The organism is Neobacillus citreus, from assembly GCF_018343545.2.
Classification (GTDB): Bacteria; Bacillota; Bacilli; order Bacillales; family Cytobacillaceae; genus Neobacillus; species Neobacillus citreus.
In genome coordinates, this window is record NZ_JAGYPE020000002.1 from 103,390 (window position 1) to 127,259 (window position 23,870).

Annotated in this window: 27 protein-coding genes and 1 riboswitch; of the genes, 21 read left to right on the forward strand and 6 right to left on the reverse strand. The window is 41.4% G+C overall.

The window, feature by feature from the left end; translation table 11 throughout:
• Window positions 1-29 precede the first annotated feature (29 nt).
• The 3 genes from KHB02_RS02135 (at window position 30) to KHB02_RS02145 (ending at window position 3,446) form a co-directional block, all read left to right on the forward strand.
• Window positions 30-1,406: an APC family permease gene (locus tag KHB02_RS02135; protein WP_241113672.1), complete on the forward strand. Its 1,377-nt coding sequence runs from the start codon at window positions 30-32 to the stop codon at window positions 1,404-1,406.
• Window positions 1,407-1,497: 91 nt separating this feature from the next.
• Window positions 1,498-2,154: a carboxymuconolactone decarboxylase family protein gene (locus KHB02_RS02140; RefSeq protein WP_213145426.1), complete on the forward strand. Its 657-nt coding sequence runs from the start codon at window positions 1,498-1,500 to the stop codon at window positions 2,152-2,154.
• Window positions 2,155-2,177: 23 nt separating this feature from the next.
• The gene (locus KHB02_RS02145) at window positions 2,178-3,446 is read left to right on the forward strand and encodes an MFS transporter (RefSeq protein ID WP_213145427.1); all 1,269 of its coding nucleotides are present in this window, start codon (window positions 2,178-2,180) and stop codon (window positions 3,444-3,446) included.
• A 31-nt stretch (window positions 3,447-3,477) separates the two neighbouring features.
• Here the strand turns inward: KHB02_RS02145 and KHB02_RS02150 are convergent, their stop codons facing one another.
• Window positions 3,478-4,359, reverse strand: a complete 882-nt coding sequence (locus tag KHB02_RS02150; protein WP_213145428.1) for a LysR family transcriptional regulator — start codon at window positions 4,357-4,359, stop codon at window positions 3,478-3,480.
• A gap of 131 nt (window positions 4,360-4,490) precedes the next feature.
• Here KHB02_RS02150 and KHB02_RS02155 point away from each other — a divergent pair, with 131 nt between their 5' ends.
• Window positions 4,491-5,273, forward strand: coding sequence for a DUF169 domain-containing protein (locus tag KHB02_RS02155; RefSeq protein WP_213145429.1), 783 nt, complete (start codon window positions 4,491-4,493; stop codon window positions 5,271-5,273).
• A gap of 42 nt (window positions 5,274-5,315) precedes the next feature.
• Window positions 5,316-5,627, forward strand: a complete 312-nt coding sequence (locus tag KHB02_RS02160; RefSeq protein ID WP_213145430.1) for a YdhR family protein — start codon at window positions 5,316-5,318, stop codon at window positions 5,625-5,627.
• A gap of 83 nt (window positions 5,628-5,710) precedes the next feature.
• Here KHB02_RS02160 and KHB02_RS02165 read toward each other — a convergent pair whose 3' ends face one another.
• On the reverse strand, window positions 5,711-6,649 hold the full coding sequence (locus tag KHB02_RS02165) for a DNA-3-methyladenine glycosylase family protein (protein ID WP_277398147.1): 939 nt from the start codon (window positions 6,647-6,649) through the stop codon (window positions 5,711-5,713).
• 127 nt (window positions 6,650-6,776) lie between these two features.
• Here KHB02_RS02165 and KHB02_RS02170 point away from each other — a divergent pair, with 127 nt between their 5' ends.
• Entirely contained in the window at window positions 6,777-6,944 is a 168-nt protein-coding gene (locus tag KHB02_RS02170) for a hypothetical protein (RefSeq protein WP_213145431.1), read from the forward strand.
• The gene (locus tag KHB02_RS02175; RefSeq protein WP_213145432.1) at window positions 6,941-7,474 is read left to right on the forward strand and encodes a methylated-DNA--[protein]-cysteine S-methyltransferase; all 534 of its coding nucleotides are present in this window, start codon (window positions 6,941-6,943) and stop codon (window positions 7,472-7,474) included. Before KHB02_RS02170 ends, KHB02_RS02175 begins: the two co-directional genes overlap by 4 nt.
• A gap of 90 nt (window positions 7,475-7,564) precedes the next feature.
• Here KHB02_RS02175 and KHB02_RS02180 read toward each other — a convergent pair whose 3' ends face one another.
• The 3 genes from KHB02_RS02180 to KHB02_RS02190 form a co-directional block, all read right to left on the reverse strand.
• Window positions 7,565-7,759 carry a YwbE family protein gene (locus KHB02_RS02180; protein WP_213145433.1) on the reverse strand — a complete coding sequence of 65 codons (195 nt, stop codon included), beginning with the start codon at window positions 7,757-7,759 and terminating at the stop codon, window positions 7,565-7,567.
• Window positions 7,759-7,950: a hypothetical protein gene (locus KHB02_RS02185; protein WP_213145434.1), complete on the reverse strand. Its 192-nt coding sequence runs from the start codon at window positions 7,948-7,950 to the stop codon at window positions 7,759-7,761. The genes KHB02_RS02180 and KHB02_RS02185 overlap by 1 nt, the downstream gene beginning before the upstream one ends.
• A gap of 126 nt (window positions 7,951-8,076) precedes the next feature.
• A complete protein-coding gene (locus tag KHB02_RS02190) occupies window positions 8,077-10,026 on the reverse strand; it encodes a sigma 54-interacting transcriptional regulator (protein ID WP_213145435.1) in 1,950 nt (649 codons plus the stop codon).
• A 265-nt stretch (window positions 10,027-10,291) separates the two neighbouring features.
• On the opposite strand from KHB02_RS02190, the gene KHB02_RS02195 reads away from it, so the two are divergent.
• The 10 genes from KHB02_RS02195 to KHB02_RS02240 all read left to right on the forward strand — a co-directional run bounded on the left by KHB02_RS02195 (window position 10,292) and on the right by KHB02_RS02240 (window position 21,141).
• Entirely contained in the window at window positions 10,292-11,470 is a 1,179-nt protein-coding gene (locus KHB02_RS02195; RefSeq protein ID WP_213145436.1) for a CaiB/BaiF CoA transferase family protein, read from the forward strand.
• 12 nt (window positions 11,471-11,482) lie between these two features.
• On the forward strand, window positions 11,483-12,250 hold the full coding sequence (locus KHB02_RS02200; protein ID WP_213145437.1) for an enoyl-CoA hydratase/isomerase family protein: 768 nt from the start codon (window positions 11,483-11,485) through the stop codon (window positions 12,248-12,250).
• Window positions 12,251-12,259: 9 nt separating this feature from the next.
• Window positions 12,260-13,444, forward strand: a complete 1,185-nt coding sequence (locus KHB02_RS02205; RefSeq protein ID WP_213145438.1) for a CaiB/BaiF CoA transferase family protein — start codon at window positions 12,260-12,262, stop codon at window positions 13,442-13,444.
• A gap of 28 nt (window positions 13,445-13,472) precedes the next feature.
• Complete coding sequence (locus KHB02_RS02210; protein ID WP_213145439.1) at window positions 13,473-14,522, forward strand: ABC transporter substrate-binding protein; 1,050 nt, start codon at window positions 13,473-13,475, stop codon at window positions 14,520-14,522.
• 22 nt (window positions 14,523-14,544) lie between these two features.
• Window positions 14,545-15,333, forward strand: coding sequence for an ABC transporter ATP-binding protein (locus tag KHB02_RS02215; RefSeq protein WP_213145440.1), 789 nt, complete (start codon window positions 14,545-14,547; stop codon window positions 15,331-15,333).
• 18 nt (window positions 15,334-15,351) lie between these two features.
• Window positions 15,352-16,116, forward strand: a complete 765-nt coding sequence (locus KHB02_RS02220; protein WP_213145441.1) for an ABC transporter permease — start codon at window positions 15,352-15,354, stop codon at window positions 16,114-16,116.
• Window positions 16,117-16,352: 236 nt separating this feature from the next.
• Entirely contained in the window at window positions 16,353-17,627 is a 1,275-nt protein-coding gene (locus KHB02_RS02225; protein WP_213145442.1) for an L-cysteine desulfidase family protein, read from the forward strand.
• Between the two features lie 267 nt (window positions 17,628-17,894).
• Window positions 17,895-18,458, forward strand: a complete 564-nt coding sequence (locus KHB02_RS02230; RefSeq protein ID WP_213118997.1) for a DUF2062 domain-containing protein — start codon at window positions 17,895-17,897, stop codon at window positions 18,456-18,458.
• Window positions 18,459-18,688: 230 nt separating this feature from the next.
• Complete coding sequence (locus KHB02_RS02235; protein ID WP_213145443.1) at window positions 18,689-19,876, forward strand: CaiB/BaiF CoA transferase family protein; 1,188 nt, start codon at window positions 18,689-18,691, stop codon at window positions 19,874-19,876.
• A 56-nt stretch (window positions 19,877-19,932) separates the two neighbouring features.
• The gene (locus KHB02_RS02240) at window positions 19,933-21,141 is read left to right on the forward strand and encodes an acyl-CoA dehydrogenase family protein (protein WP_213146032.1); all 1,209 of its coding nucleotides are present in this window, start codon (window positions 19,933-19,935) and stop codon (window positions 21,139-21,141) included.
• Window positions 21,142-21,191: 50 nt separating this feature from the next.
• Here the strand turns inward: KHB02_RS02240 and KHB02_RS02245 are convergent, their stop codons facing one another.
• On the reverse strand, window positions 21,192-21,506 hold the full coding sequence (locus KHB02_RS02245; protein WP_213119000.1) for a DUF3870 domain-containing protein: 315 nt from the start codon (window positions 21,504-21,506) through the stop codon (window positions 21,192-21,194).
• Between the two features lie 181 nt (window positions 21,507-21,687).
• On the opposite strand from KHB02_RS02245, the gene KHB02_RS02250 reads away from it, so the two are divergent.
• The 4 genes from KHB02_RS02250 to queE all read left to right on the forward strand — a co-directional run.
• Window positions 21,688-21,990, forward strand: a complete 303-nt coding sequence (locus KHB02_RS02250) for an MTH1187 family thiamine-binding protein (protein ID WP_213119001.1) — start codon at window positions 21,688-21,690, stop codon at window positions 21,988-21,990.
• A 115-nt stretch (window positions 21,991-22,105) separates the two neighbouring features.
• Window positions 22,106-22,148, forward strand: a riboswitch (PreQ1 riboswitch).
• Window positions 22,149-22,200: 52 nt separating this feature from the next.
• Window positions 22,201-22,860 (forward strand): 7-cyano-7-deazaguanine synthase QueC, encoded by a 660-nt coding sequence (gene queC / locus KHB02_RS02255; protein ID WP_213146033.1) that lies wholly within the window; start codon window positions 22,201-22,203, stop codon window positions 22,858-22,860.
• 4 nt (window positions 22,861-22,864) lie between these two features.
• Entirely contained in the window at window positions 22,865-23,347 is a 483-nt protein-coding gene (gene queD, locus KHB02_RS02260; protein WP_213145444.1) for a 6-carboxytetrahydropterin synthase QueD, read from the forward strand.
• The coding region (gene queE / locus KHB02_RS02265; protein ID WP_241113673.1) for a 7-carboxy-7-deazaguanine synthase QueE at window positions 23,340-23,870 on the forward strand (531 nt) is incomplete at its 3' end. The genes queD and queE, both read left to right, overlap by 8 nt.

Here is a 23,870-nt window from a genome sequence, read left to right on the forward strand (position 1 = left end):
AACTAGTAAAAAGGGATGGTGAAGGGAATTTGAGTAATCAGGAAGCAAAGTTGAAGAAGGTTCTGGGTCTTGGAGATGCGATGGGAATTGCGGTAGGTCAAATCATTGGTGCGGGTATCATGTCCCTAACTGGGATCGCGATTGGTATGACCGGAACTGGTGTGGTTTTAGCTTTTGTTCTATCATCAATCTTTACCTTGTTTAAGGTAATGCCCACTGCCATTATGGGAGCAGCAATTCCAACCACCGGGGGATTTTACCGATATTCCAGTCGTCTCTTGTCACCTAAGTTAGGGTTCTTCTGGCTTCTGCTGTTCATCATTACACAATTGACCATTGCATTGTATGCGCTATCATTTGCGGATTACTTACAAAGCTTGTATCCTAGTGTCCCTATTAAACTAGTTGCTTTTATCATGTTAACAGTTTTCTATATCACCAACCTTGTCGGCGTAAAAGTGGCCGCAATTGCTGAAAAAATTATGGTCATCGTCTTGGTCATTTCCCTTGGTTTGTTCGTGGCGTGGGGGGTTCCGGAAATTAATTATTCCGTATTTAACACGAGAGAAATGTTCCCAGGAGGAATTACTGGTTTCCTTTCGGCAGTCGCCTTGCTCTCCTTTGCTACTGGAGGCGCTCAATATGTTGCCGAACTGGGCGGAGAAATGAAAAATCCAGGCCGTGATATACCTCTAACGATTATCACCACAACGGTTGGAGTCGGAATTCTTTATGCGCTAATGGCGGCCGTTGCTTCAAGTGTTCTGCCAGTTGCCGACGTGGCCAATAAGCCGTTGACGGAAGTAGCCAGAACGATCCTGCCTGAGCCTGTTTTCTTCTTCTTTATTATTGGCGGTGCGATGTTTGCGCTGGCGACCACCTTAAATGCGCAAATGTCATGGGCCACGAAAGGAATCCTAATTGCCTGTGAAGATGGCTGGCTGCCAAAGAAACTAGGAGTGGTTAGCAGTAAGTTTGGTACACCAATTTTGATTCTAACTCTTTTTTATCTGATTGGATTAATTCCGATAATTTCAGGATTTTCTCTAACCGTAATTGCATCATTAGGAAGCGGCATCGGATTTTTTGCTAACCTCATTCCGATTATCGCGGCAACGCAGCTCCCGAAAAAATATCCGGAGTTATATGAGAAATCAAAATTCAAATTTAATCCAAAGACCTTATACGGGATTGTCGGGATTGCAATCGTCCTTTCCGTGGTTCAAGGATATCTTCTGCTGAAGAACTTAACTGCCGGATTGCTGGTTGGAGTGTTAATTTACATCGTTTGTTCTGCATTTTATGTAATGATTGCATCGAAGACGCAAAAATTGAAGTCAGGAGAAGAGTTAGGTTTTAATGCTGAACTTGAGATAGAGTCTGATATCAACACAAAGGCCTTGTAATGAAAATGAGTTCGATCAATTAATATCCGTAATAGAAGCTCAATTCCCAAATAGGCTTTGAGCCTTCTATTTTTAAAGAGGAGGAATAAAGATGAGCAATGAAAGCTTGTACAAAAAATCCGATCGCAGGAGACTATCCGAATTAGCAAAACTGGCACCTGAAACCTATCGTGCTTTTGGTGCTTTTAATCAAAAGGCAATGGCGGAAGGCTTGCTGTCGATGAAATTGAAGGAACTGATTGCCGTCGCTGTTGCACATGTTACCGGCTGCCCATACTGTATTGAAGCCCATGTCGGTCAGATCAAACGGCTTGAAGTATCGAAAGAGGAAATGTTTGAAGCAATCATGGTTGCGACAGCGCTGAAGGCCGGTTCTGCTGCAGGCCACGGGGGCAATGCACTCCAGGCATACGATGGAACAGGTACAGATGACCTTTATACATTATCGAATATGAAACGATTGAAGGATTTTCGTGAAGAAAACGCCGAGTTGTTCCGTTCCTATTTGGGATTTAGCCATGAGGCGATGAAGCCTGGTCTATTAAGCCAAAAAGAAAAAGAATTTATCGCGGTAGCCGTGGCTCATGTGACCGGATGTGCCTACTGCATCGATGCCCACACAAAAGCAGCAAAGAAACTGGGCGCAACAATGGAAGAATTAACGGAAGCGATTTTTGTCGCCACCGCTTTAAAAGCAGGTTCCGCGCTTGCTCATAGTATAAATGCATTGAATGCGTACGGAGGGTAAGCTAACCAAGAAGGAGATTCGTTATGAAGCTTCCAAAAACATTTGCATCACTGGGATTCCGTTATTTTCGTTATTTATGGATTAGTTCAGCGTTGGCCAATTCAGGACAATATTCCTTTACGGTAGCCGCCAGCTGGCTTATTTATTCACTATCCAATTCAACCGCACTTGTAGGGACAGCCGTTTTTGCCACGATGATTCCGGGGGTTCTTTTCGGACCGATCATCGGGGTATTGGTGGATCGTTTTGATAGACGGCGTTTATTGACCATTGCTGTATTTTCTAATGCATGCAACACAGGGGCTTTGGCATTGTTGAGTTTGATTGGGATTGTGTCACCATGGGTAGTGATTATGTGTGCATTTTTCTTGGGCATTTGTTTCAATCTGCAAATGACCTGTACGAATGCGATTATGCCTGACCTAATTCCTAAGAATACTCTATACAATGCCACGGCGCTGCAAGGCACAATATCGCATGGCGCAGGATTCATCGGTTCGGCTCTGGCCAGTCCAATCCTCGTTCTGGCTGGTCCGGGCACTGTCTTTGCACTATGTTTTCTGCTCTATACGGGGGCAGGGATCCAATCATTATGGATTCGTACTAATCAAACTGCCACAACTTTAGGAAATCTGCATCTCAAAAATATTTTTGAGCCTGTCGTGGAAGGGATGATGTACATTCGGAGGACACCGGCACTTGGCCTTTTAATTCTAATGGTTTTCCTCCATTGTTTATTAACGATGGCGTATACATCGTTACTTCCTCAGTTTATTCACGAGGATCTACGGGCAGACAGCGGAATTTACGGCAGTTTGATGATGTTTATCGGATTAGGGGCCATCCTTGGCAATCTAAGTACAGCCTCCATATCCACCCCAAGGGGGCAGGGCATCCTCTATATTATGACGGCATTGGCAAGCGGCCTGACCTTATTTCTTCTTGGGCTCACAGGTACGCCTCTGCTAGCCTTTATTGTCGGCGTAACGGTAGGTGCATCGCAAGCCGTTTTTATGGCAATTAATCTTTCATTTGTCTTGCAGAGGGCAAATGATGAATTTCGCGGGCGTGTCGCGAGTGTCAATTTTATCCTTGCTTCTGGGGCGATGGCGGTTGGGAACTTCCTATACGGCTCTTTCAGCAAATTTATTCCTCCGAAAATCAATATGATGTCCACCGGCAGCCTGTTTGTGGTGATTGTAGTGGTCTTAATCATGATCTCGCCGACTTTAAGATCGTTATACAAGAAAACCGTCAAAGTACAGGAAAATCAAGGTTCCGTCGTCATGTAAAAAAACGTCCCTCAATTTATGGGGGGCATCATTATAATCTTTGGAAATAGCTAATTTGTTCTTTTAGTATTTTTATAAACTCCTGGCTTGCAATGGAACGGTGGGTTTTTAATTGAATGTAACAATAATTGACTTCAATTTTTTCATCAGAAATGTCTAATGGGATGATTTCTCCCGTATGTACATATGGGTCAACCTTTAATGACATTTCAGTATAAAAACCAATCGCCATTCCTTGCGCAATAATATGTTTGGCTGCTTCCAAATTTTTCGACTTGATTAAATAGTTTGGCGTTCCGTGTTTTTTTAAGACATTCCTAAGAGAATCAGAGGAACAAATAACGGGATGTTTTAAGATCTCTTTTATAGATATTTCATTATGTCTTGCAAAAGTGGAATGTTTACCTACACATGCAATAGATTTAGTAGTAAAAAGGTGTCCACTCAAAAGCTTGGAATCCACATCATCGGCAATTGACAAACCGATATCTGTTTTTCCATCGATAACGAGTTGTTTGATTGTGCGCGTATCATCCTCAATCAGTTCTAGTTCTATTCCGGGATATTTCTTTTTAAAAATAACCAATGCCCGAGGCAAAACACTAGTACTGACGCCAGCAATGGATGCAATGGATAACCGTCCTTTTAAAAGCGAGTGCTCGATATTGACGGTTTCCTGCAACTCCTCGACTTTGTTGAGGATTTCCTGAGCTTTTAAAATCACTGCTTTTCCGCTTTCAGTCGGTAGAGCACCGTTTTTGGAACGTTTAAAAATTTTAACGCCCAATTCCTGTTCAAGAGAAGATATTGAATGACTAATGCTTGGCTGCGCCACATGCAGGCGTTCCGCTGCTGCAGAAAGCGATCCCGTCTTGGCAATTTCAACAACGTACATTAGCTGTTCTATACGCAAATAGTTCACCATCCATCATAGTGATATTTTTATTATATCAGTTTCCCAGATTTATAGTAGTAAAGTGTCGTGTGTATTCGGAAAATTCCTACAATAACATTATGAAAATTGAGAAGAGATGGGGTAATCGAATGGAAAATGTAAAGAAGACATATGATTGGAAAGCAATAGTCGACAGGTTAAATCAGTACCTCAAAATTAAAACCATTCCAATAGGGATGAAAATGTTTGAGAAGAAAGAGGAAATGGAAGCCATTCCTAAGATTCGGCGGCCAAAAAGCATCCACACAACCGACCAAATTGTTGCCCAGGCATCAAGGTTGGGCTGGACAGTAGGTATCACTGCCGAAGATCTTGTCGGTGCACAATGCCAGGTGGTCTTGGGATTACATCCGCGAAATGAGGAGTGGCTGTCTGGAAAGCAAATGGCGGGGGTTTGGTTTGAAAACCAGCAGGATTCAGCGAAACACCAGCGGGAAATGACGGTCGTCCCACATGGAAAATATGAAGCGATGGCAGTCTCGCCACTTGTGTCGAATCGTATCGCTGACCCCGACATTTGTTTAATCTACGGGACTCCTGGGCAAATGATTCTTTTTATTAACGGCCTTCAGTGGAGGAATTTTGAAAAATTTGAATGGAGTGTCGTGGGGGAATCTTCCTGTGCTGATTCATGGGGGCGAGCCCTTGCGACAAGAAAACCTAGTCTTTCCATCCCTTGTTTTGCTGAACGCAGGTTTGGCGGGGTGTTGGACGATGAATTGTTAATGGCTTTATCTCCGGAAGACTTGTTAAAGGCTTTGGATGGATTAGAAGCATTAAGCAAAAACGGAATGCGTTATCCGATTCCGCAGTATGGCATTCAAATGGATGTGCAGGCAGGACTTGAAGTGACGTATGGGAAGAGAAAATAACTATAGAAAAGAATTCAGGTATTACAAATAAGAGGAGGAATAATGATGAGTCTAAAAGTATTGAAAGTGACATTCAGAAGCGCAAAGTCTATCGATGAGCTTTACAAAATGTCTGAAGCGAGTCTACCAAAGTTTCGTGCCTTAAAGGAAAGGGGACTCATTCAAAAGTTATATGTAAGTAACCCGGAAACGGAAGAACGCGGGGGGATTTATATATTTGAAAGCCAAGAGGCTGTTGAAGAATATTTGAATGGTCCAATTTATACATCCATTGCAGAACGGTTTGAAACAGGTGACACACTGCGTTATGAGATTGTTGATTGCAACTTTACATTATACCCAGTAGATAAATGATTTTAGTATTATAGCGATAATGTTTACTTGCTGCCCCTCAGTTTTCTTACCGAGGGGTAGATACATATTTTGAGTAGATTTTATTAATAGAGGACACGCCATAAATAAAACGTAGCATAGGCTTGCCAATTGGCCCACCTTTGAGATAGCTTTAATAGTTCTTCCTTTGTAGGCTTTTTCCCCGAACCAGTTAGATGCTTGATGGCGTTATGCAAGCCGACATCATCAATCGGATACGCCGAGGTAAATCGTAAGCAGCGCATCATGACGTAATTTGCTGTCCATGGACCTATCCCGCGAATCTTGATGAGGCTTTTTTCAACCTCTTTTAGGTTTTCCATTTGCAATAATTTTTCCTTTGATAATTCTCCGCTCGCCATTAATTGGGCAATGCCAATAATATATTCACTCTTTTTTAAGGTCATTTTAATATCGGCCAGATCTGCAGGTGTTAGCTTGGCGATTTGATCATAGGATGGAAACAACCAATAATTCTTGCCATTATACTCGATAGAATCGCCAAATTTTTCAACAAATTGTCTTTTTAAAGTATAGGCGAATCCTAGATTAATCTGCTGCCCTAAGACTCCCCAGCAGAGCGCTTCAAAAAGATCGGGAACGCCGATTACGCGTAGTCCGTAGAATTCTTGAACAGGGTTTTTAAGCAGTGGGTCTGATTTGGCCATTTCATAAAATGACTTCAAATCACGATCCAGATCAAACCATTCCCGGACATACGAGACAACTGCAGCGCATTCCGCTTGATTACCAGGTCTAGTGTCTTTCAAAAATTGAACGATCATCTGATTCCGATCATTTACATGAATTTGTAATAAAGCTCGTGTTTCTCCAACGGCAACCGCCCTCGTAATGATACCGTTTTCGACTTCGAACATACATTCATTTTTGTTCCGCTCCAAATAGCCTAGATTCGCTTTTAGATTAAAGTCTTCCGGCAGCTTTATGATAATGTTCCCATTGATTTCTTGCCAGCAGTCAATTGGCTTTTGAATATCTGTCAAATTTGATCCCTCCGCTTCCTTTTATAAACTATTATCACAAAAATATCATTTCAATATCTCGCTTTTTTATCACCATAAACGTTCATTCTGCTATTTTCAGAGATATAATAGTGGCAGAGGTAGTCTAATGAGATTTGAATTTAAAGCAAATTGCTCCAGTCTAAGCGGGCAATTGCCGATAGTAAAGATGGGAGATATCTCTAATACACCTTATTTTATTACATCAGTAAAAAACCTGACGGGATTAACACCCGTTTTATACCGTCAATTGCATGAAGCGGAGGAAACAAAATGACACCACAAACTAATAAGACACCAATCTATTGGTCATTATTTAACCATCATCCTTGGAATTTCTATATTGCTGCAACAGTGAAGGGACTTAGTTATGTCGGCTCACAAAACAAGCCGTTTGAGGAATTGGCTGTTTGGGCAGAAAAACGGTTTCCTGGCAGCCCGCTGATGGAAGACGGGGAAAAGCTAAAGCCATATGCAGCCGAACTAATAGAATATTTTGAAGGGAAGCGAACGAATTTCACCGTCCAGAATGATTTTCAAGGGACTGATTTCCAAGTCGCTGTTTGGAATGCCCTATGTGAAATTCCGTTTGGACAGACCCGATCCTATTCGGAAATAGCAAATCAAATAAATAAACCAGCGGCTGTTCGAGCAGTGGGGGCCGCCATTGGTGCTAATCCAATGTTAATTACTGTGCCATGTCACCGTGTTGTTGGAAAAAATGGTTCATTGACCGGCTACCGTGGCGGATTAGAGATGAAGACGCACCTGCTTGATCTTGAACGACAAAGATTATCCCAACAATGATGGTCATCATAGGGAAGTTTGTAGGAATTAAAAGTGGTCTTAGAATATAAAAGAGCACACAGGTCAACTTGTGTGCTTTTTTGAGAGAAATTAGTTGTGAATTTCTTGGACTCGTCCAATTTGCCCGTCTGTCAGTCTAACCTTAATGCCGTGGGGATGGTTAGCTGACTTGGTAAGAATATCTTGGACAATTCCTCTTGTCAGTTTGCCTGTTTTCTGGTCCTGTTTTAAAACAATATCAACGGTAATCCCTGGCACAATGTCCTTCCGATTCTGCCCGTTCATTAAGAACCCATTTTTCTACGGGTATTGCTTGGTTTCTTGGTTTGCTGACTTTTCATTTTTTGTGTTTGCAGGCTGCCATTCTCTTTTGCTTTAGCTGCTGCTTGGTTTTTCTTGTTTTGCAGCTGCTGCTTTGCTAGCTCCTGAAGGCTTACCTTCTTTTTTTCTGTTTCCGGTTGGTGGTTCTCAGACATCGAATCTATCTCCTTTATGTAAATGATAGTTAATTGAGTATACTCTATTTTTGCTTATAAAGAAAGTTTGATGTAGCAAAAATACCAACGGTTTGTAGACAAAAGTTTTTTGTGATAAAACCATATTTATAATTCTAAATTCTTCATTTTCCTCCAAAGTGTTGTACGGCTCATGCCTAGAAACTTGGCAGCAAGGTCTCTGTTTCCATTGAATTTGTCTAAGGTTTGTTGAACGAGTTGTGATTCTGAAACTTCATTCTCATCATTAACATTTTCATTTTCGGGGTAAAGGGCTTGTTGTAGAAGACTTTGGATAGTATTCCGCGAAACTTTTTCTCCCTTGATTAACACCGTAAAGCGTTCGGCTACATTTTCTATCTCTCTCACGTTACCAGGCCAAGAATGATGATGTAAACAATATAGTTGATCCAAAGTAATATTTTCTGAAAGGAGAACTTCATTTTTAATAAAATATTTAAATAATAGGGAAATATCTTCCTTCCGTCTCCGTAAGGGTGGAATGAAAAGCTGTAAAACATTAATTCGAAAATATAAATCCTCTCTAAAGTTGCCCTTTTTCACTTCGTCCATTAGATTTTTATTGGAGGCAGCAATAATTCTAATATCTATTGGAATGACTTGATCTCCTCCAATCCTCATGATCTCCTTCTCTTGAAGGACGCGCAATAGTCTTGATTGTAGATGTAGTGGAAGTTCGCTTATTTCGTCTAAAAAAATAGTCCCTTGGTGTGCCAACTCAAAAAGTCCCGGCTTTCCTCCTTTCTTCGCCCCTGTAAAGGCGCCTTCTTCGTAACCAAACAGTTCACTATCCAAAAGACTCTCTGGAAGTGCAGCGCAGTTAACTGCAACGAATGGATACATACTTCGGTTGCTCTCATTATGTATACTTTGCGCAAAAAGTTCTTTTCCTGTTCCAGATTCCCCATGGATGAGAATAGAAGAGCTGCTTTTACTAAATTTTTTAGCTTTTTTAATTGTTTCCTGTATAAGTGGGGAAATCCCGATGATATCTTCAAATGAGTAATTGGCTGCAAGTTGTTTTTGGGTAATTTTTTTGCGAATCCTTCTTTCTGTTTCTTGGACGTGGTCTACATCATCTATTGCAAAAATGTACCCCATCTTTTCTCCATTTAATATAACTGGAGCAATATCGGCAACGAGTTTTTTTTGCTTGTGTTCAAAAATAGTATTATACTGGGCTTCACCCTCTTCAATGTCAAGTGTAGGAATGACCTCATGCAACGTCTTTCCGATCATTTGAGTTCGTTTCATACCAAGTATTTTATCCGCCGCCATACTCATAACATTGACTCGAAGGTTTTTATCAGTGGAAATGATTCCATTACGATTCATATCAACGATTGTTTTAAACAGAACTGCCTGTTCCAGTTCATTTCGATAAGCATTTAAAATATTGAGAGCATCCTCAAAGGCAGCACTCATCGAAAGATAAGAATAATAAGAAACTCCCTTCAATCCATATTTGGGTGCCATGGCGCAAATCCAGCTGCCGCCAATTACATGTCTATATCCGTTGTTCTGGATTTCCTCCAAAATACTATATCCCTCTTCTTGATTCCTAAAGGTAAATTGTGTGATACGAACATTCAATAAATTTGTTACCTGAGATAGTTCTTTCATATTTTCCTGATAATTAACCACTACAACATCGTTCGACCCTAACTCCCTTATTGATTTCAAGATATCATAACCCGTTACTTTAACGGGAATGACTAAATTTTTTAAGGTTTTCTTTAGTGCCAGAGCACTACGATCACCGCTAATGACAATAGTGGCAGGCTCAAAGTCCGACTGTAAGTGTTTGACTGAATCTACTGCCAGTAACTGGGAGGGGATTTCTCTGATTTCATACTCTACCCATGGAGGAATATACATACTTCTCATTACACTTTTTGCTAAATCAGAAAAGACTGTGTATCCAAGTACAACAATTTTTGGCAGCATTATTCCAACAATCCCCATTCTTATAATGATTGATTGAATAATAACATAATTTTGAATATTTTGAAACAGATTAAACAAACTGTGTTTCATTTGAAACAACTTAAAGAAATAACAAATATAAAAAAGCTTTAAATAATTGGCTCAAAAAATTGGCACAGAAATTGCAAAACTTAAAGTAAGCACCAAAACAATTTAATTAAAGTGTTATCTACTGATATCTTGAAAAGACAAAAAATAGAAAGGGGATAGGAAAAGGTCTATCAAGAATAGTAAAAGAATTTTCAATCAAGAAATATACATTTGAAAAGAGAACACTTGTATTTCGGAAACATTTCCAAAGCGAAGGAGGGATACCATGCAGCCACTAACCGGATTAAAGGTTATTGATTTAACTCAGGTTCTTTCCGGTCCTTATTGTACTATGGTGCTTGGTGATATGGGGGCAGAAGTTATTAAAGTAGAGAAGTTTCCGAGTGGGGACGATACTCGCAGGATCGGGGGCTTTGAGGATAACTACAATTTCAACATGGTGAATCGTAACAAAAAAGGCCTGCAAGTGAATCTAACAATGGAAAAAGGGAGAGAAATCATTTATAGGCTAGTGGAGAAAGCAGATGTCTTTATTGAGAATTTTCGTCCAGGTGTAGCCAAAAAATTAGGGGTTGATTATGAAACATTAAAGAAACATAATTCTCAATTAATTTATTGTTCGATATCGGGGTATGGTCAGACCGGACCCTATTGCCAGAAAGGCGGCTATGACATAATGGCCCAGGGGATGTCAGGAATAATGAGCATGACTGGGGAGACAGACGGCAGGCCAGTCAAAGTTGGGATTGCCTTACACGATACCGCGGCAGCGGTTACGGCTCTTTATCATATTCTGCTTGCATACATCTATAAGTTGAAATCAGGAGAAGGACAATATATTGATATTTCGCTGGTGGAATCCGGATTAGCTTGGACAGTGTGGGAAGCTGCTTCTTTATTTAGTAAGGGGGAGATAGCAGAACCAAATGGCACACGTCATCGAATGATCGCTCCCTATCAAGGCTTTCGTACCAAAAATGGCTACATCCTTGTTGGCGCCGCAAATCAAAAGCTGTGGGAATTGTTTTGCAAGCATGTTGTGGAAAAAGAAGAATGGATCACGGATCCTCGCTTTATCACTGGGAATGATCGGGTTCAAAATGTAAATGAGCTCGAACATCTGATTGAAGATGTTTTTTCAGAAGAGACTTCTGAAATCTGGTTACAGAAGTTAGAGTCGGTGGGCATCCCTTGTGGTCCAATTCATACCTATGCCGAGGCTTTGCAAAATAAGCAGATACTTAGCAGGGAGATGGTGATTGAAGGAAAGCATCCACGAGGAGGGATGATGAAAATGTTGGGTTTCCCAGGAAAGATGTCCAAGACACCTGCCCAATTAAGATCTCCTGCGCCATTACTTGGACAGCATAACGATGAAATTCTTAAAGAACTTCACTATAGTGAAGCAGAAATTCGCCAATTAAAAGAAGAGTCCATTATATAAGGAGTGATAGGAATGTATAGGGAAATAGAAGTAAAACAAACCAATGGAATCTATCAAATTACTTTAAATAGACCGAATGTTCTAAATGCTATTAGCTTAACCTTAGCTGGCGAGATAATTGCTGCCTTAGAGTCGATTGGAAAAAATGGGGATTGCAGGGTATTAATTTTAGCAGGGAATGGGAGGTCCTTTACTGTTGGTGCCGATACGACTGAAGTTGGAAAAATGGAAAACAGTGAATATGAGCATTATATGTCCCAATTTTCTCGAATGGTGTCTGCAGTTGAACAATTTCCTGCCCCAGTCATCGCCATGATAAATGGCTTTGCTTTTGGAGGAGGGGCAGAACTTGCTAGTGTTTGCGACATCCGATTTGGCAGTTCTCAAGCAAAATTCCGTTTCCCAGGGGCCTCATACGGTATTGTTTTAAGTGCCGCAACACTTTCGACAATCGTTTCCCTGCCGAAAGCAAAGGAACTTCTCCTTGCTTCAAGTATTGTTGATGCAGAAGAGGCATTTCGCATTGGACTCTTAAACCAGTTAGTTGATGATTCTGAATTGGAGGCATTTACGTATCGATATGCTGAAAATATTGTAAAAAACACTGTTCAACCAGTATTAAAAGCTAAAGAAGTCCTCAATTATGTCGTTGGACTAACCAAGGAGGAGAGAAAACAGGTTGAAGGTGAGGCAACTATTTACTTAAAGACACACACAAACCAGCGTGAGACTTTCTCTTCTTTTTCCAGAAAGAGAAAGACTACAGAACGGGATTGGTAAGGAGGGAACATGATGAAGCCATTAGAAGGTTGTCTAGTATTGGATCTAACAAGAGTACTTGCAGGGCCATATTGCACGATGATTCTAGGGGATCTAGGGGCGAGGGTCATTAAGATTGAAGTACCTGGAACTGGAGATGATTCCCGTGGCTATGGACCGTTTCAAAATGGAGAAAGTGCTTACTTTATGAGTATAAACCGCAATAAACAAAGCATGACATTAAACCTGAAGACTGAAGAGGGAAGGAAAATCTTCGAGAAACTTGTTAAACAGGCAGACGTTTTAGTAGAAAATTTCAGGCCGGGCACTATGGAAAAATTAGGGTACCCATTTGAAGTGTTAAAAGAAATAAATCGTAAACTAGTTTATACAACTGTGTCTGGTTTTGGGCACACTGGTCCTTTTAGTCAAAAACCTGCCTATGACATTATTGTGCAGGCTTTAGGAGGAATGATGAGTATTACAGGTGAAGAAGGCGGGACTCCGATGAAAGCAGGAGCATCGATTGGTGATATTACGGCTGGTTTATTTGCAGCCATTGGTACCTTGGGGGCTCTATCTTCTGTTTCGAAGGGAAGCGACGGACAGCATGTGGATATTTCTATGCTTGATAGTCAAGTAGCCATCCTCGAAAATGCAATTTCCCGATATTTTGTGGGTGGTGAAGTTCCGAGCCCAATTGGCAACCGGCATCCTTCGATTACACCTTTTTGTTCCTTTCCTACTTCAAATGGGTTCATTATTGTAGCCATTGGAAATGACTCGATGTGGAAAAAGTTTTGTAAACTACTAAATTTTGAAAAGGTTTCTTATGATAGCAGGTTCTTGACAAATGCTGATCGAACTAATAACTGGAAGGAACTTCAAAGGATTTTTGAATCAGAATTTTTACAAAAAACAACGGAAGACTGGCTTATTATTTTGGAAGAAGCAGGCATTCCTAGTGGGCCTATCCAGACGATTAATCAGGTTGTGAACCACCCTCAAGTAATCAACCGAAATATGATCATTGAGGTGGAGCATCCTGAAGCAGGAGTTGTGAAAATGGCGGGCAACCCTATTAAGTTTTCAGATACAGCCGGTCAGGATGTGACACATTCCCCACTATTAGGCCAACATACTGAAGTTATTCTTAAAGAGTTAGGGTATATCGATGATGAGATTCTAGCATATAGGAAAAAACAGATTATCTAGTAAACTATTTTTAGGGGGCAGATAATTCATGATTTGTAAATTATCACAAAAATTGAAAGCGATTACTTTCTTATTAACGGCAAGTATGTTGGCATTATCAGGATGTGCTTCCACCCAGTCTTCAAAAGAGGGAGGAACTGGTAAATCACCTAAGGCTAGTAAAGTACAAACTGTAAAATTTGGTGTCACTCCATCCTTTTTGTTTCTTCCTGTTTATGTGGCGCAGGATAATGGTTTCTTTGAAAAGGAAGGGATTAAGGCCGAATTTATAGAATTCCAAGGTGGGGCTGAAGTAACATCTGCTATGTTAGGCGGGAGCATTGATTTTGGTGCTACATTGTCTGAGCGCCCGGCTGTTTTGGCTGAAAAAGGGATGGCTGCTAAAAATGTCATGTCCCTCCAAAATAAATTAGCCTTTACCTTGGTAGCGAGGTCTGGTCTGGACCTAAAGCCTGGTGATGTGAAAGCCTTGAAAGGAAAGAAAATTGGGGTAACACGCTTGGGAGGCGGATTGGATCAAGCATTAAGAGCTTTGCTTAGAGACGCTGGTTTGGATCCGGAGAAAGATGTATCGATTGTCGCAACAGGAGGAGTAGCGAACGGGGTGGCCGCAATGGAATCCAAGGCAGTGGACGCATCCATGGGTGCTGAGCCCGCCACTTCAATGGGAGCTTTAAAAGGAATATCTGAATCCATAGTAGATTTCCGTAATGGCGAAGGACCAAAATCTGTACAAACGATGAGTTTCCCTACTTTACAGGCAAATGATAAATACATTCAGAATAATGAAGAGTTAACCCGAAAGGTCGTTCGTGCGATTGCGAAGGCACAAAAGGCTATGCGTGAGAATCCTCAAATTGGTGTCGATTCAGCGAAAAAACTTTTTAAAGATTTAGACGATGAACTGCTAAAATCCATCATGGAAAAAGAAAAGGGAATGTTTCACGCTGCTATTACTGAGGATATGAGTGAAAGTATCATTCAAGCGATGAAAACTTCAGGTGAAGTAACAAAAAATCTATCACATAAAGATATCACGGCTGTTGAATTTGAAAAAGAATGGAAGGAGTCAGAATAATACTAGAATTGGAGGGAATGTTTTGAAAGTTAAAATATCGATTCAAGGAATTGAAAAGAAGTTCGAGGCACAAAATGGGGTAGGTAAATCCCATACTGTCCTCGATAATATCGATTTAGATATATTTGAAGGTGAGTTCTGCAGTCTAATTGGAGCTAGTGGCTGCGGAAAGTCTACCCTACTCAATATCGTTGCGGGGCTAATTACTCCTAGTGATGGGACGATCTACGTTGATGGCGAGAGAGTAAAGGGAATACATCCTAAGTTTGGGTACATGTTTCAAAAGGATACCCTGCTTCCCTGGCTAACAATTCTGGACAATGTAATGTTACCGCTTGAAATTCAAAAAAATGCAAAACGAGAGATTGCTCTCCATTATCTAGATATGGTTGGCCTAAAAGGATTTGAAAACCATTTTCCAAAGGAACTTTCTGGCGGAATGCGAAAAAGGGTTCAGTTAGCAAGGCTCCTTGCTCAAAATCCAGAAGTGTTGCTGATGGATGAGCCGTTCGGTGCATTAGATGCCCAAACCAAGTTAGTAATACAGGAGGAATTCCTAAAGATTTGGGAAAAGGAAAGGAAGACGGTTATTTTTGTTACGCATGATTTACAGGAAGCTATCACTCTCTCCGATCGGATTGTCTTGTTATCGGCAAAGCCTGGGCGCGTACAAACCATAACTCCAGTAGATTTACCTAGACCTAGGATGCTGGAACATGCCATGAATAATGCGAAATTTAATCAATTATTTATGGATATATGGGGCGGTCTTAAAGAGGAAGTACGAAAAAGCTTGCAAATAGTTAGTTAAGGGAGGGATCAGACACTCATGCCAAAAAAGGAGTTTGTAGAAATATGGGGTTTAAGGGGAGTAGCTTTATTCCTCATTATCATTTGCTGGCAAGGTGTACTTTGGTTGGACTTGACAACGGAGTTTTGGATTAGCAGCCCAGTTTCTATTATAAAGAAGTTTATCGAGTATGTACTGAATTCAGAGTTATGGCTGCATACATCTGTTACCATGATTGAGACCTTGCTGGGATTTATTATTGGTACAGTATTAGGGGTCGGATTTGCTTTCGTAGTTTACAGATGGAACTGGCTTTATGTTGCACTTGAACCCTTCTTGACGGCAATATATAGTCTTCCTAGGGTGGCTTTGGCACCGTTATTTATTATGTGGTTTGGTATCGGAATCTTGTCCAAAGTAATCTTATCAGTCTCCATCGTCTTTTTCATCTTGTTTTATAATACCTACTCCGGAGTAAAGAGTGTTGATAAGGATCTAGTTAATAACGTAAGGACAATGGGGGGAAGTAATAGCCTGATTGTAAGAAAGGTAATCCTACCTTGGTGTATTCCATGGATCTTTTCAGGAATGAAAATAGGGCTAGCGATGTCATTGATTGGTGCTGTTGTAGGGGAAATGCTTGCTGCCCAGCACGGATTAGGATTTGTTCTCGCCCGCGCAGCAGGAGCTTTTGAAACAACCGGTGTATTTACTGTTTTACTAATTTTGGCTTTGTTGGCAATGCTGCTGACTTCCATCATGGAACGCATGGAAAAGCATTTATTAAAATGGCGCCAGGAGTAATAAACCAGTATCTAGGTAATTTAACAGGGCAACCCCACTAACTTATAGATCCTACTTTGGAAAAGCAGTTCGTGAAAATTGGACTGCTTTTTTATTATCAACTGAATTCTTTTATTATTCTTGTTAATGAGCAGAACAGTCATAGACCGAGTATATTATTTGGAAACATTTCCCCAAAAAACAACTTCCAAATATGATAAAATATTAGTAAGTTATTTTGGAGCTGGAGGAACAACATGGGGAAGCATAAAATTTTATCGGTCTTAGAAAAAGAGTTAGTTGTTGCCCTTGGTTGTACTGAACCAGTGGCAATTGCCTTGGCTGCTGCGACAGCAAAGAGCCATGCACAAGGACAAATTCGTGACATTCGTGTTGAAGCGAGCGGAAATATCATTAAAAACGCAAAATCAGTTGGGATTCCAGGCATGTCAGCAAAAGGGCTGGAATTCGCTGCCGCACTTGGCGCCGCTGCAGGCGACCCGAATAAAAACTTGGAAGTATTGGACGGACTCACGAGAGAAGATGAACAGGCAGCCTTAAAATTAATAGAAGATGGCAAGGTAACAGCCGGCCAGTCAGATTCACCAAAAAGACTCTATATTGAAGTGATGATAGAAACAGATCAGCACAACTCTAAGGTCGTTATTTCTGATAATCATAGCAATATCACTTTAATAGAAGTGGACGGAAAAGCTGTTTACATGGGCGGATGTGAAAATATCGGACTGCAAACAGAGGAAGAGGACCTGGAAGCGCTAACCATTGATGAGATATATGAGTGGGTATTATCAGCAGATTTTAAGGATCTCTCGCTTATCAGAAAAAGCATTGAATTAAATCGCACGATTGGATTAGAAGGGCTTTCTGGAAATTACGGGCTTAATGTCGGTAAGACGATAAAAGAGAATGTGAAAAAAGGCATTTTATCAGATGATTTAGCCACGGCTGCGATGTCGCTGGCCGCTGCCGGTTCGGATGCGAGAATGGCAGGTTCCACAATGCCGGTAATGGCCAACACCGGAAGCGGCAATCAAGGCATTGCCGTTACCCTTCCGGTTGTTGCCGCGGCAGATAAGCTTCAGGTTTCCGAAGAAAAAATGATTCGGGCCGTTGCCCTTAGCCATTTGATTACCATCCATATCAAATCTAAATTTGGCCGCCTTTCTGCTCTGTGCGGTGTCACTGCTGCTGGGATGGGAGCTAGTGGTGCAATTGTATATTTGCTGGATGGAGGTCTTCACCAAGTGAAAGCGGCGATTCAAAATACGATTGGCAATGTTTCCGGAATGATTTGTGACGGGGCAAAGGCGGGCTGTGCGATGAAAGTTTCAACCTGTTCCAATGTTGCGGTCCAATCAGCCCTTTTAGCCTTGAACGATCAAGAGATTCAGTCAACCGATGGCTTTATTCACGATGATGTCGAAAAAAGTATTGAAAGCTTCTGCAAGCTTGGAAATGAAGGAACAAGACAGACAGATGAGCTTATATTAAAATTAATGCTAGAAAAATAATTACAAGAAATTGGCAGAAAAGCCGGCGGTATTGAGCCGGCTTTTATTGTTACTGGAAAATGCCGGAATAACAAGTTTCCTGAGTAATTTCGACAAAATGCGAATCGTACAAACCATAGTATTTTTATCTAGTTTTATACACGAAGTTGTAATATACTATAATTGTAAACGTTAATAAGACCTCTTTATGTTTCAACTACCTATGGAATTCATATTGACAGGAAATACTAATTTTAGACGGAATTCGTTCAACCGGGGGTCAAAGGCATGAATACAAAACAACGAAGGTATAATATGTTTCAACGTCTTGGACGTGCATTTAAACTTAACTTCATGAAACTGCTTCGTTCTCCCGGAGGAGCCAAAAAGGTTGCCTTGGGATTCGCAATTGGTTTCGGTTTAGAAATGTTGGTCATATCAACGGCTTCATTAATATATATATTGTTTATTCCAGCTGTCCGAATAGCAAAAGGCTCGCTTCCAGCTTCGATAATTGGAAACGTCATCGGAAAATTAACATTACTTCCAGTCATTTTGCTTCCATTTGCCGGTAAGCTGGGGAAATTATTTTTTCCAATAAAGGTTAGAATCGGACACCACAATCCTTTTTCTTTTCAAAAACTAATGCACGGTGATTTTACTGTATTGGTTGGGTTTCTCCATGGCAGTATCCATACATTAATCGGAATGTCGATTTTCGGGATTGTACTTGGTGTGATTTCCTACTTTATCATTCATTATTTTTACGAAAAGGAACTTACTAATCGTAAAAAGAGAAGACGGCAAAAACATGAAATTCGCTTAAATAGCATTAACAAAAACTATATTTAAGTAAATTTTTACTTGAATGATTCTGAAAATTCTTGTAAAATAAAAACAACTTCATCCTATCCAGCCTGTCAGCGGAAGGTAATGGAGATGTATTCAAAACATAACATTCGACTGATAAGTTTCCAGAACCAGCCTTAGCCGGCTGCTATCATGGATCGTAAGCCAGTCCATACCACTTTTAAAGTGTGTTTGGGCTGGCTTTTTTGATTTTTTAAAAGGTGGTGGGTTATTTGAGTGGAGCACTAGCAGGTGTAAAAGTATTAGATTTAACAAGGGTTCTGGCTGGACCAAATTGTACGATGATTTTGGCAGACCTTGGTGCCGATGTTATCAAGGTAGAAGCCCCGGGCGGCAGTGATGAAACCAGGTTCTGGGGCCCGCCGTTTCAAAACGGGGTGAGCGCTTATTATTTATGTGCCAATCGGAACAAGCGCAGCATCACTGTCAACCTGAAGTCAGACGAGGGCCGAGAAATTATCCGTAAGTTAGCTAAGGAAGCGGATGTCCTCATTCACAATTTTAAAACAGGCTCGATGGAAAAATGGGGACTCGGTTACGATTCTCTGGAAAAAATAAACCCCCGGCTCGTTTTTTGCTCCATTACCGGATTCGGGGAAACAGGACCTTACAGCCATTTGCCAGGATACGACTACATCATCCAAGGTATGAGCGGCCTAATGAGCATTACCGGCACCGAAGAAAGCGGCCCGCTTAAAATTGGCGTGGCCATGGTCGATATTTTAACCGGTTTATATTCGGCGATTTCTATTGAAGCCGCTTTGTTTGAACGGGAAAAATCGGGCAGTGGTCAAAAAATCGATATGTCCTTGATGGATACGGCGGTAAGCTCGCTAGCCAATGTCGCCAGTAATTATTTGATTTCAGGTAAGGTGCCACGGAGGCTTGGAAATGACCATCCGAATGTCGTGCCTTACTCCACATTTTCCGCTGCAGACGGTGAATTGATCATAGCCGTCGGGAATAACCGGCAGTTTGCGTTGCTTTGTGAAGTAATTGGGCTAAGCGAAATGGCGGTTGATGAGAAGTACCGTACCAATGAGGCAAGAGTGGAAAATCGTCAAGAGCTTACGAGAATCTTAAATAGCCAGCTTCAGTTAAAGCAGGTCAGCGACTGGATGGAGGTATTTTCTGCCAACAATATTCCATGCGGTCCGATCAACACAATTGACCAAGTATTTGACGACCCGCAGGTCTCGGCCCGGAATATGGTCGTTCAAGTAGACCATCCAGAGGCAGGTCTGGTAAAGCTCGTTGGCTCGCCTATTAAACTTTCTAGAACCGAGACAAGGGTCGAGCGTCATCCGCCGATGGCTGGTGAGCATACCAACGAAATCTTGCAGGAAGTGGGATTTACAGTTGAGGAGATTAGCCGTTTAAAAGCGGATAACATTATTTAAAAAATAGGCCTAGTGTCGAGGTTGAATTTTTTAAAAAAACAGGGGGAGAATGTGTGATGAATTTTGAATTCACAGAAGAGCAAGAAATGTTAAGAAAAATGGTAAGAAGCTTTGTAGATAAGGAAATCAATCCGAATATGCGAGAGTGGGACGAACGCGGCTATTTCGATCCGGTCATTTGGCAGCGTTTAAAAGAATTGGATTTGATGGGGGTTTGCATTCCAGAAGAATACGGCGGCAGCGGCATGGATTATAACTCACTGGCCATTGTTTGTGAAGAACTGGAAAGAGGAGACACCGCCTTCCGTACTGCCGTATCGGTTCACATCGGGTTAAATAGCATGACGTTGCTGCAGTGGGGAACAGAAGAACAAAAGCGGAAATATCTCGTCCCGCAGGCCAAAGGCGAAAAGATCGGAGCGTTTGGATTAACGGAGCCTGGCGCGGGATCGGATGTGGCATCGCTTGGAACAACGGCTGTGAAGGATGGCGACTACTATATTTTAAACGGTCAGAAAACATGGATTTCGTTGTGTGATGTCGCCGACCATTTTATCGTGTTTGCCTATACGGATAAAGAGAAGAAGCACCACGGAATTTCCGCCTTTATCGTGGAGCGGACGATGCCCGGTTTTTCTTCTAAGGCGATAAAAGGGAAACTTGGAATCCGCTCAGGCAATACCGGGGAATTGTTCTTTGATCAGGTGCGCGTTCCAAAAGAAAACTTGCTTGGCCAGGAAGGGGAAGGTTTCAAAATTGCGATGTCAGCACTTGATAATGGACGCTTTACAGTGGCCGCCGGGGCTGTGGGTTTGATCATGGCGAGCTTGGAAGAAAGCGTGAAGTATTGTCAATTGCGAAAAACGTTTGGCAAGGAAATCGGCAAGCACCAACTAGTTCAGCAAATGATTGCTAATATGGAAGCCGGCCTGCAAATGAGCCGTCTGCTTGTGTATCGTGCCGGTGAGCTGAAAAATAAAGGTGTGCGCAATACTCGTGAAACATCGCTGGCGAAATGGCAGGCCTGTGATTTTGCCAATAAAGCGGCAGATGATGCGGTGCAAATCCACGGGGCGTACGGTTATTCAAGCGAATATCCGGTTGAGCGCTTTTTGCGGAACTCCAAGGCGCCGGTCATTTACGAAGGAACGCGGGAAATTCATACGGTTATGCAGGCGGAATATGTGCTGGGGTATCGTGAGGATAAGGCGCTGAGCAACATGCTGCCGACCTGGCCGTTTGAGAGTGAGAAAGTTACGGTTTAGGTTTTTTATTGGGGGAGCGGATTGGATTTGTCGATCCGCTCTTTCTCTTTTTATTGGACGGAATTCATAGTTTCATATTGCTTGTATAAATCCTTTAATGCCGCAATCAGGGCGTGATTGGCTTTTCCTAAATAGCCATTTTTTAAGTCTTCGAGCGGCTTGTCAATCCCGTGACGTAAACTATACCCTTTCAATAGCCTTGAAATATAATCCCTTCCATGCTCCGTAGCCAGCGTACATGAGGCGTCAACAATCACGCCATAATGCTTATCAATCTCAGCCGTAATCGTCAGCGTCTCATAAATGCTTCTAGCTGCCATCCCGGTTGGCAGCTTGGCGTGACCGGCAATAAAATAGGTATTCATACAAATCTCTCCTAGATGTTTTAACTTAAGAATAATACAAAACACTTCAATTGATAAGCGTAATATTTATTTCAAAAGCAGATTCAAATGAAAAGATAATTTGCTAACTAAGTCTGCGAATTTTTTTCCTTACCATTTCATATGATATTCTTTTTATATAAAGAATTAGGAGGATGAAGCTATGGCTATCATTGATATAACGGTTATCCCTGTAGGGACAGGCACAACAAGTGTCAGCGAGTATGTGGCGGAAATACATAAAGTTCTTCAGCGATATGAGGACAGAGTAAAGTATCAACTAACCCCGATGAGCACATTGATTGAAGGGGATTTAAAATTACTCTTAGAAATTGTTCAAGAAATTCACGAGGTCCCATTCCAGAAAGGCTTGCAAAGAGTCTGCACCAATCTACGAATTGATGATCGCCGTGACAAGGAACATTCAATGGAGCGGAAGTTGCAGTCAGTACAAACAAAATTGTAAGGTCAGAGTGAATTTTTTTTGAAAAGGGTACAAAACCGAAAAAATCTCGAAAGATAGATTGAAAATTGATAGAAATGGTTTATAATCGAATAGTCATATAAAAAACCCGCACCCTGCGGTAGAGGTTCTAGCTACCCTCTTTAAAAAACTAAGGAAAACAGGACTGCTTTCTTTAGTAGTCCTGTTTTTCTATTTAAAGGAGAATTTATGATGAAGAAAGATAAAGCAGTTGTAGTTTTTAGCGGCGGACAGGACAGCACGACCTGTTTGTTTTGGGCATTGGAACGATTTGAAGAAGTAGTGGCGGTAACGTTTAACTATAATCAAAGGCACAAACTTGAAATTGAGTGTGCCCAAAATATCGCGAATGAACTTGGAATAGAGCATCATATTTTAGATATGTCATTATTAAACCAACTGGCACCAAACGCCTTAACACGTAAGGACATAGAAGTGAAGGATGGAGAAAATGGTGAATTGCCTTCCACTTTTGTACCGGGGCGGAACCTGTTATTCATCTCTTTTGCAGGGGTGCTGGCAAGCCAGGTTGGGGCAAAGCACATTGTTACCGGTGTTTGTGAAACGGATTTTAGCGGTTATCCTGATTGCCGTGATGTTTTTATAAAATCCTTAAATGTTACATTGAACCTGTCGATGGACAAAGAATTTGTTATTCATACCCCATTAATGTGGCTGGACAAAGCTGAAACCTGGCAAATGGCAGATAATCTGAATGCCTTGGATTTTGTTAGGGAAAAAACATTAACCTGCTATAACGGGATCATTGCCGATGGCTGCGGTGAATGCCCGGCTTGTAAACTAAGAAAACGCGGCCTTGATCAATATTTAAGCACACGAGAGGAGTTGTAACGCAATGTATGGCTTTCGAATTGTCGATAAACTCCAAAAAATAGATGAAGATATCAACCGCAGTCAATTGAAATACCATCACAAACGTGTTCTTGTGAGCAAAGAATTCACATTTGATGCTGCCCATCATTTGCATTGCTATGAAGGCAAATGCAAAAACCTTCATGGCCATACGTATAAAGTCATTTTTGGAATCAGCGGCTACGTTGATGACCGTGGCTTGATGATGGATTTCGGGGACATTAAAGACATTTGGAAAAATGAAATTGAAATTCATCTGGATCATCGCTATTTAAATGAAACCTTACCGCCAATGAATACCACAGCCGAAAACATGGTGGTCTGGATTTATGAAAAGATGGCTGAGGCATTAAAGAAAGAGGAAAGACAAGAACAGTATAGTGGCGCACGAGTAGAATTTGTCCGGTTGTTTGAGACACCGACAAGCTATGCGGAAGCTAGACGGGAGTGGATGGAAGTTGTGTAAAATACCTGTTATGGAAATTTTCGGACCTACCATCCAAGGGGAAGGGATGGTTATCGGCCAGAAAACGATGTTTGTAAGAACTGCTGGCTGTGATTATTCCTGCAGCTGGTGCGACTCCGCCTTTACCTGGGATGGCACCGGTAAAAATGATATTCGCATGATGGAAGCAGAGGAAATTTGGAAAGAGATGAAGCGAATCGGCGGCATGAATTTCTCCTTTGTCACGATCTCAGGCGGGAATCCTGCGTTATTGAAAAATCTCGATGAATTCATTAAGATCCTAAAAGATAATCAAATAAAAATTGGTCTCGAAACCCAAGGGAGCAGGTGGCAGGAGTGGTTTTATGAGATTGATGAATTAACCATTTCCCCCAAGCCGCCAAGCTCGAAAATGGAGACGGATTTTGATATTTTAGATGAAATTATTGGGAAACTTAAACAAAATGATGTAGCACAACAATATAGCTTGAAGATTGTGGTATTTGATGATCTTGATTATGAATATGCTAGAGCCGTTCATTTT

Bases quoted from the DNA above. Each gene is read 5' to 3' on its own strand.
- KHB02_RS02140 (WP_213145426.1), top strand. From the start codon at position 1,498: ATGAGCAATGAAAGCTTGTACAAAAAATCCGATCGCAGGAGACTATCC.
- KHB02_RS02145 (WP_213145427.1), top strand. From the start codon at position 2,178: ATGAAGCTTCCAAAAACATTTGCATCACTGGGATTCCGTTATTTTCGT.
- KHB02_RS02155 (WP_213145429.1), top strand. From the start codon at position 4,491: ATGGAAAATGTAAAGAAGACATATGATTGGAAAGCAATAGTCGACAGG.
- KHB02_RS02160 (WP_213145430.1), top strand. From the start codon at position 5,316: ATGATGAGTCTAAAAGTATTGAAAGTGACATTCAGAAGCGCAAAGTCT.
- KHB02_RS02170 (WP_213145431.1), top strand. From the start codon at position 6,777: ATGAGATTTGAATTTAAAGCAAATTGCTCCAGTCTAAGCGGGCAATTG.
- KHB02_RS02175 (WP_213145432.1), top strand. From the start codon at position 6,941: ATGACACCACAAACTAATAAGACACCAATCTATTGGTCATTATTTAAC.
- KHB02_RS02180 (WP_213145433.1), bottom strand. From the start codon at position 7,759: ATGAACGGGCAGAATCGGAAGGACATTGTGCCAGGGATTACCGTTGAT.
- KHB02_RS02185 (WP_213145434.1), bottom strand. From the start codon at position 7,950: ATGTCTGAGAACCACCAACCGGAAACAGAAAAAAAGAAGGTAAGCCTT.
- KHB02_RS02190 (WP_213145435.1), bottom strand. From the start codon at position 10,026: ATGAAACACAGTTTGTTTAATCTGTTTCAAAATATTCAAAATTATGTT.
- KHB02_RS02195 (WP_213145436.1), top strand. From the start codon at position 10,292: ATGCAGCCACTAACCGGATTAAAGGTTATTGATTTAACTCAGGTTCTT.
- KHB02_RS02200 (WP_213145437.1), top strand. From the start codon at position 11,483: ATGTATAGGGAAATAGAAGTAAAACAAACCAATGGAATCTATCAAATT.
- KHB02_RS02205 (WP_213145438.1), top strand. From the start codon at position 12,260: ATGATGAAGCCATTAGAAGGTTGTCTAGTATTGGATCTAACAAGAGTA.
- KHB02_RS02210 (WP_213145439.1), top strand. From the start codon at position 13,473: ATGATTTGTAAATTATCACAAAAATTGAAAGCGATTACTTTCTTATTA.
- KHB02_RS02220 (WP_213145441.1), top strand. From the start codon at position 15,352: ATGCCAAAAAAGGAGTTTGTAGAAATATGGGGTTTAAGGGGAGTAGCT.
- KHB02_RS02225 (WP_213145442.1), top strand. From the start codon at position 16,353: ATGGGGAAGCATAAAATTTTATCGGTCTTAGAAAAAGAGTTAGTTGTT.
- KHB02_RS02230 (WP_213118997.1), top strand. From the start codon at position 17,895: ATGAATACAAAACAACGAAGGTATAATATGTTTCAACGTCTTGGACGT.
- KHB02_RS02240 (WP_213146032.1), top strand. From the start codon at position 19,933: ATGAATTTTGAATTCACAGAAGAGCAAGAAATGTTAAGAAAAATGGTA.
- KHB02_RS02245 (WP_213119000.1), bottom strand. From the start codon at position 21,506: ATGAATACCTATTTTATTGCCGGTCACGCCAAGCTGCCAACCGGGATG.
- KHB02_RS02250 (WP_213119001.1), top strand. From the start codon at position 21,688: ATGGCTATCATTGATATAACGGTTATCCCTGTAGGGACAGGCACAACA.
- queC (WP_213146033.1), top strand. From the start codon at position 22,201: ATGAAGAAAGATAAAGCAGTTGTAGTTTTTAGCGGCGGACAGGACAGC.
- queD (WP_213145444.1), top strand. From the start codon at position 22,865: ATGTATGGCTTTCGAATTGTCGATAAACTCCAAAAAATAGATGAAGAT.